We start from the raw sequence: 6,649 nt of genomic DNA on the forward strand, positions 1-6,649 counted from the left end.
GGCATTGCGCGCCAATTCGCGCGTGATTTCGCGGATGGCGACGGCGCGGTCCGCCGCCGTCAGCGCGTCCGCCGGCTCGTGTGTCACCTCGAACTGCTCGTCGCCGAATTCGGCGATGACCACTTCGGGTGCAACGCCGGCCTCCTCCAGCGCCGCCATCAGGTTGGGCGCGAAGGGGTCCGTGCGGCGCAATGCGGCGAAAGACATCGAATGCGCCGGCGCGAAGCCGCCGTCGTCGACATTGAATTCATGCTCGAAGGCGGCGATGACCGACAGGCCGGTTGCGGCTTTCAAATCGGCCAACGCCTCTTTCAGCATCGTGCGGGTGCAGCCGAGCCATGGGCTGCCATCGAGCTCGACGATGTCGCCGGCGACCATGTCGAACGGCGTCGCCGATCCGGTACGTGTCGTGCGAAAGCGCGCCTTGAGATCGGGGATCAGCCGTAGGTCGCCCGACGAGCCCCAGGGGTTGGGATCGACGATCGAGTTGAACGGCGTCAGCGACAGATTGGCCTGCAGCCAACCGACGCCGGTCGTGGCGGTCTTCTGCAACTTGCTTTCGGCAACGAAGCGGCCCCGCGTGACGGCGGAGAGATCCGTGGTGACGACGGCAACCAGAGGCTCGACAGTCGATGTCATGCCGGTTTTCCCAAAGCGTTGAAGCGGCCGACGACCGTGTCGGTATCGGCCACCCAGCAGTAGCCGCCGAAGGCCTTGAGCGCGATGTCGTGGCGTTCCTGCGTAATGGTGGCGCAGGCATCCGATACGCAGGTGACAAGATAGCCGCGGTCGGCGCCGTCGCGCACCGTCATGTCGACGCATTGATCGGTCAGCACGCCGACCACGACGAGATAGCGGATGCCGAGATTCTTGAGGAGATAGTCGACATTGGTCGAATTGAAGATGCCCGACGACGTCTTCGGCAGCATGATCTCGTCGCCAACCGGCGCCAGCGCCGGCACCGGCAGACCCTCCGGGAGGCTGGGCGCGACATGGATCGGCGTCAGCTTGTGGTCGAGCGAGCGGTCACGGCCGTCTTCGGTCAGGCTCTGGATGATGGTGTGCAGCACCTCGACGCCATTGGCCCGTGCAGCGGCCAGCAGGCGCTCCTGGTTGGGGATCGTCTGTGACGATGTCTGCCGGTAGAAATAATGATCCGGCCCACGCTCCGGATGCGACGGATCTGCGCCCGGCTCCAGCCAGATGCGCTGCATGTCGACGAGCAGCAGGGCCGTTTCGCCGGCACGGAAGGCTTCGTCTCGTTTGGGTAGGGCCTGGGTCATGCTTTGTCGTCCTGCTTTGCTGATTTAGGTCCCGGCGTCTTGCGGGGTCCGGGTATCTTGCGCGCGCCGTTCTCTTGCGGGTCGCTGTCGAGTGTCACGGCATTGGCATGTCGCACCCTTTCGAGCCGCTCAATGCGGGCGCGCGCGTCGTCGCCCAGCGTCGAAACGATATGGGCGACCAGCGCCTCCATCTGGGCGATCGCCGGCGCCAGCGTGTCATAGGGCGAGGCGACTTCGAGCGGGCTGACGATGGTGACTTCGGCGAGGTCTGATATCGGCGACAGCCATTGGTCGGTGAACAGGACGATGCGCACATCGAGCGCCGCCGCTTGGCTCGCATAGGCCATGACGTCGAGCTGGTAGCGGCGGTAGTCGAACACGACGAGCACGTCGCGCCGGTCGAGGTCGGCGAGCGTGTCGAAAGTCTGTGGAGAAAGCACGCCGAGATCGCGAACCCCGGAGCGAAACTGCACGAGATAGCCGGCCAGCATGCCGGCGATGTGACGGCTGAACCGGCCGCCAACCAGCACGACCTCGCCCTTGACCTCCATCAGCAGGCGGGCCGCCCGCTCGTATGTCTGGATGGGTGTCGCGGCGGTGGCTTTCTGCAAGGCCGTGGTGACGCTGTCGAGATAGGCCAGCACGGCGCTGTCGTTGGAGCCGCTCTGCCGCTTGGCCTCCATCATCAGCAGCGGCGAGTGCAGTCTTGCCTCGACTTCGGCCAGAAGCTTCGCCTGGAAATCCGGAAACCCTTCATAGCCGAGCTTGACGACCAGTCTCACCACGGTCGGATCGCTGACGCCAGCGCGCCGGGCGAGCGATGAGGCGGTGCCGAGGCCGGAGGTCGGATAGTCCGTCAACAGCAGTCGGACGATCTTTTCTTCCGACGGCGTCAGCGCAAGATCCCCGCGCATCAGAACATCGCGTATCGCCATGGGCCTCCCCGAAATCCGTGTTCTCTTGTTTTGTCGAGTTTATTACAGAGATTTAAATCTTGGTCAACAATGAAGAGATGTTGACATTGCGTGATCGCTGGCCCTACCTTGTCGGAAAGCAGCCAAGAGACTGTGGGGAACAGCCATGCGAAACGGAAGCGACGTCATCGTCGTCGGTGCCGGCATTGTCGGATCGAGCGCCGCCTATCATCTGGCCAAGGCCGGTGTGAAGGTCACATTGGTCGAGCAGACCCATCCCGCCGGCGGCCCGTCGGGAAAATCGTCGGCGCTGCTGCACGCCTTCTACCTGATGCCGGAATTGTCGCAGCTTTCCATACGTGGCCGCGAGATCCTGGTGTCGCTGCCGGAAATCGCGGGCGAAGGCTCTTTCGTCACCGAAATCGGCATGATGTGGGTCTGCGGCAACGACAACAAGGTGAGTTGGACGGCGGCGGCCGAACGCATCCGCGGCGAGGGCGCGCGCATCGAGACATTGTCGCCGCAGGCCTTTGCCGACGCGGCACCCGGCTTTGCCCTGGACAATGTCGCAATGGCGCTGTGGGAGCCGGAATATGGCTACGCCGATGCCTTCGGCGCCACCAACGCCATCGCCCGTGCCGCCCGCGCCAACGGTGCCAGGATCATGCAGAACACGCTGGTCGAGAGCCTTCAACGGCAGGGCGACCGCATCACCGGCGTCACCTTGACCGATGGAACGGTGCTGGAAGCCGGTACCGTCGTCCTGGCCGCCGGGCCGTGGACGCGCCGCCTGCTGGCGACGGTCGGCCTCGATCTGCCGCTGCATGTCGAGCGCCATCCGATGGCCGTCCTCGACGCAGCCGGCAAGGCAAGGCAGGTCATGCCTTTCGCCTGGTGCGACGACATTTCCTGCAACTATGCACGGCCTGACAATGACGGCGTCATCCTGGCCGGCACCTGGGCTGGTGGCGGCACCGGCCTGCGCCACGAACATGCGGGCCGCCCGCGTTTGGTCGAAAATCCTGATGATTACATGGAAGGTGTCGAGGAGCAGGAATCGGTCGAGATTCTGGAGACCTTCGCTGGCAGAGTCCCTGCCATGGCCGAGCTTGGCATCCGGCCCGGCTATGCCGGACTCTACGACATGAGCCCCGACGATCTGCCGGTCATCGGCGCCATGCCTGACGTCGAAGGGCTGGTCGTTTCGGCGGGATCCTCCGGCCACGGCTTCAAGACCGGGCCGGCAGTCGGCGAGGCGGTGGCCAGGCTGGTCACCGAAGGCGCGCAACCGATCCTGGCGCCGTTTTCACCCGATCGCTTCAGGGCCGCGTAATGGCGTCGGTGACGATGAGCGAGAGCAAGCCCAGTGGCTTCATGCCGGCCGCGTTTCGCAACGCCACTGCCGATGCCCTGTGCATGGTCGCGGTGCTGCTGCTGGTGGCGCTTGCCGCCTTCATCTTTGGCAGCGCCGCCATGCAACGTGTGGTCACCTATGCCGCGATCATGCTGACGGCGGTGCTTGGCCTGCAGATATTCTCTGGCAACAGCGGCATCGTCTCGTTCGGTCAGGCCGCCTTTGTCGGCCTTGGCGCCTACGCCACCGGCATCCTCACCATGCCGACCGCATTGCAACGAACGGCGCTGCGCGACCTGCCGCAATTCCTCGCCGGGTATCAACTCTCCTTCTTCGCGGCGCTGGCCGTCGTCCTTGCGCTCGCGGTCATCGTCGGCCTGTTGACCGGCACGCCGCTGCTCAGGCTTTCCGGATCGAGCGCTTCGATCGCAACGCTTGCCATGCTGATCATCGTCTACACGCTGCTGGTGGCCGGGCGCGAGATCACGCGCGGCAGTCAGCCATTCTATGGCGTGCCGCGCGAGGTCGGGCTGTGGACGGCTGCCGCTGTCGCTTCGATGGCGCTGGTGGCGGCGAGGCTGTTTCGCGAAACCTCCTTCGGCCTTGCCGCCCGCGCCGCCGCCAATGACGAGCGCGGTGCCGCCGCCGTCGGCGTCGACCAGCGCACGGCGCGTCTGGCCGCCTGGGTGGCGGGTGTCGTCGCCGCCATGGCCGCCGGCGCCATGATGGCGCAGTTTCTGGGTGCGTTCTCGCCACGCGATTTCTATTTCGACCTCGGCTTCACCATGCTCGCCATGCTGATCGTCGGCGGCATGACCTCGTCGCTCGGCGCTTTCGCCGGCGTCATCGTCACCATCGTTTTGGTCGAAGTGGTGCGCCGCTTCGAAGGCGGCGGCGAGGTGCTCGGCCTGCATCTGCCCGTCCTGTTCGGCCTGACCCAGGGCGTGCTTGCCATCGCCATGATCCTGGTTATCTGGCGGCGCCCGACCGGTCTGTTCGGCGAGCGTGAACTGAACCTGCTGCGCCGGCCCGGACGCCAGGCCGTGATGGCTTCAACGGCGCCACCGCGGCATGTCGAGAGTGACCGGCTCACCGCCGTCCATCTGTCGCGCCGCTATGCCGGCGTCGTCGCCGTCGACGACGTCAGCCTGGATTTCGAGACCGACAGCATCACCGGCATCATCGGCCCCAATGGCGCCGGCAAGACGACGCTGCTCAACATGCTGGCCGGTGATATCAAGCCAAGTGCCGGCACCGTGTCGGTGGGTGGCGTGGTCCGGCAGGCTTCGGCCTTCCGCTTCGCCCGCTCCGGCGTTGCCCGCACCTTCCAGAACATCCGCGTTTTCCCGCACATGACCGTGCTCGAAAATGTCGTCGTCGCCGCACGCCAGGTGGAGCCGGATCTTGGCCATGCCGAGGCGGCGGCCATGAGCGAGCTCGCGCGCATGGGGCTGGAGAGATTTGCCGATCAGCCGGCCGCCAGGCTCGCCTACGGCCAGCGCCGCCGGCTCGAAGTGGCGCGCGCCCTGGCGTTGAAGCCGCGCTTCCTGCTGCTCGACGAACCGGCCGCCGGCATGAACGCCGTCGAGACCGCCGAACTGGTTTCGATCCTCTCGACAGTCCGCACCGAGCGCCGCATCGGCATTGTGCTGATCGAACACGACATGCGGCTGGTGATGAATTTGTGCGAACGCATCGTCGTCATCGATCATGGCCGCGTCATCGCCGACGGCACGCCGGGCGACGTTCAGAAGAACCCTGCCGTGATCGCAGCCTATCTCGGCAGCCGCACGGCGCGGGCCAAGACCGCAACGCCTGAAAACCAGACCGCATAGACCGCAACGACCAACGATAAAAATCCAGAAGGAGAACCGACATGCCAAGCCTCTATCGTCTCCATCGCGCCGCTTTGTGCGCAGCCGTGTTCGGCATCGCCGCCATTTCGACGGCCAGCGCCGAGGAGATCATCATCGGTGCCGCGACCGCGCAGACCGGCGGCCTCGCTCCCTACGACCAGCCGGCACTTGCCGGCTTGCGGATGTCGCTTGACGAGCTCAACGCCAAGGGTGGCCTCGGCGCCAAATACACCGTCAAGCTTTTGATCAAGGACACCCGCTCCGACACCGCGCAGACCGCCACCGTCGCCCAGGAGTTGATCGACGCCGGCGCCAAGATCATGATCACGCCGTGCGATGCCGATCCCTCGATTTCCGCCGGCCAGCTGACCCAGCCGCTTGGCATTCCGACCCTGACGCTGTGCGGCTCCGCCCCGGTGCTCACCGGCGCGGTCGGCGACGTCATGTTCGGCACCTATCCGGCCGACAATGTGCAGGCGACGGCGGTCGCCGACTTCGCCGTCTCCGAAGGCAAAAAGAAGGTGTTCCTGCTGACTTCGCCGGACTCCACCTACACCGCCAATCTGCCGGAATATTTCGGCAAGGTGTTCGAGAAGAAGGGCGGCGCCATTGTCGGCCGCGGCACGTTCAGCATGGGCCAGCCCGATTTTTCCGCCGAGATCACCAACATCAAGGGCCTGGCCGACAAGCCCGACCTGATCATGACGGCGGCCTATGAGCCGGATTTCCCCGCCTTCATCCAGCAATTGCGTGGCGCCGGCGTCACCATCCCGGTCTATGGCGCCGATGCCATCGGCACGCCGACCATCAAGGCGCTCGGCAAATTGGTCGACGGCGTCGTCTACACCGCGGCCGGCTATGCCGAGCCGGGCAGCAAGCTCGAGGCCTTCAACGCCGCCTTCACCAAATATGCCGGCCACGCACCGGAATCGACCTATGAAGTCAATGGCTATGAGATCGGCCTGATCCTCGACCAAGCGGTCAAGACGGCCGGCTCCGACGACCCGAAAGCGATCCGCGACGCCATCGCCGGCCTCAAGGATTTCGAAGGCATCACCGGCAAGATCACCTATGCCGGCACCGATCGCATGCCGCTGCGGCCAGTGGCGCTGATGCGCTACGAGGGCGGCGAGGGCAAGCATGTCCAGACCCTGATCCCCGACGCTGCCGACGTTCCCGCGCCGTGATGTCATGCTGAGCGTCGAAGCCCTGAAAATCCGGTACGGCGAGGTCGAGGCGGTG

Annotated in this window: 5 protein-coding genes and 1 pseudogene; 3 read left to right on the plus strand and 3 right to left on the minus strand. The window is 65.3% G+C overall.

The annotated features are described in order from the left end of the window. Positions 1-45: 45 nt before the first annotated feature. The 3 genes and pseudogenes from EOC06_RS42610 to EOC06_RS15275 all read right to left on the minus strand — a co-directional run. A pseudogene (locus EOC06_RS42610) lies at positions 46-639 on the minus strand (glutamine synthetase); the annotation flags it as partial. After that, positions 636-1,283: a cysteine hydrolase family protein gene (locus tag EOC06_RS15270; RefSeq protein WP_127267229.1), complete on the minus strand. Its 648-nt coding sequence runs from the start codon at positions 1,281-1,283 to the stop codon at positions 636-638. The pseudogene EOC06_RS42610 and the gene EOC06_RS15270, both read right to left, overlap by 4 nt. Beyond that, positions 1,280-2,218: a MurR/RpiR family transcriptional regulator gene (locus EOC06_RS15275; protein ID WP_128308169.1), complete on the minus strand. Its 939-nt coding sequence runs from the start codon at positions 2,216-2,218 to the stop codon at positions 1,280-1,282. Before EOC06_RS15275 ends, EOC06_RS15270 begins: the two co-directional genes overlap by 4 nt. Before the next feature lie 145 nt (positions 2,219-2,363). Here EOC06_RS15275 and EOC06_RS15280 point away from each other — a divergent pair, with 145 nt between their 5' ends. The 3 genes from EOC06_RS15280 to EOC06_RS15290 are packed head-to-tail and all read left to right on the plus strand — an operon-like array spanning position 2,364 to position 6,594. After that, positions 2,364-3,530 carry an FAD-binding oxidoreductase gene (locus EOC06_RS15280; RefSeq protein ID WP_128287488.1) on the plus strand — a complete coding sequence of 389 codons (1,167 nt, stop codon included), beginning with the start codon at positions 2,364-2,366 and terminating at the stop codon, positions 3,528-3,530. A gap of 14 nt (positions 3,531-3,544) precedes the next feature. Then, complete coding sequence (locus EOC06_RS15285) at positions 3,545-5,386, plus strand: ATP-binding cassette domain-containing protein (RefSeq protein ID WP_245469626.1); 1,842 nt, start codon at positions 3,545-3,547, stop codon at positions 5,384-5,386. A 41-nt stretch (positions 5,387-5,427) separates the two neighbouring features. Next, the gene (locus EOC06_RS15290; protein ID WP_128308171.1) at positions 5,428-6,594 is read left to right on the plus strand and encodes an ABC transporter substrate-binding protein; all 1,167 of its coding nucleotides are present in this window, start codon (positions 5,428-5,430) and stop codon (positions 6,592-6,594) included. The last annotated feature ends 55 nt before the right edge of the window (positions 6,595-6,649 follow it).

Origin of the sequence: Mesorhizobium sp. M7A.F.Ca.MR.362.00.0.0 (assembly GCF_004023175.1) — a bacterium.
Classification (GTDB): domain Bacteria; phylum Pseudomonadota; class Alphaproteobacteria; order Rhizobiales; family Rhizobiaceae; genus Mesorhizobium.

What these genes read in the sequence shown, in the direction of transcription:
- EOC06_RS15270 (WP_127267229.1), bottom strand. Translation starts at nt 1,283, where the DNA reads ATGACCCAGGCCCTACCCAAACGAGACGAAGCCTTCCGTGCCGGCGAA.
- EOC06_RS15275 (WP_128308169.1), bottom strand. Translation starts at nt 2,218, where the DNA reads ATGGCGATACGCGATGTTCTGATGCGCGGGGATCTTGCGCTGACGCCG.
- EOC06_RS15280 (WP_128287488.1), top strand. Translation starts at nt 2,364, where the DNA reads ATGCGAAACGGAAGCGACGTCATCGTCGTCGGTGCCGGCATTGTCGGA.
- EOC06_RS15285 (WP_245469626.1), top strand. Translation starts at nt 3,545, where the DNA reads ATGAGCGAGAGCAAGCCCAGTGGCTTCATGCCGGCCGCGTTTCGCAAC.
- EOC06_RS15290 (WP_128308171.1), top strand. Translation starts at nt 5,428, where the DNA reads ATGCCAAGCCTCTATCGTCTCCATCGCGCCGCTTTGTGCGCAGCCGTG.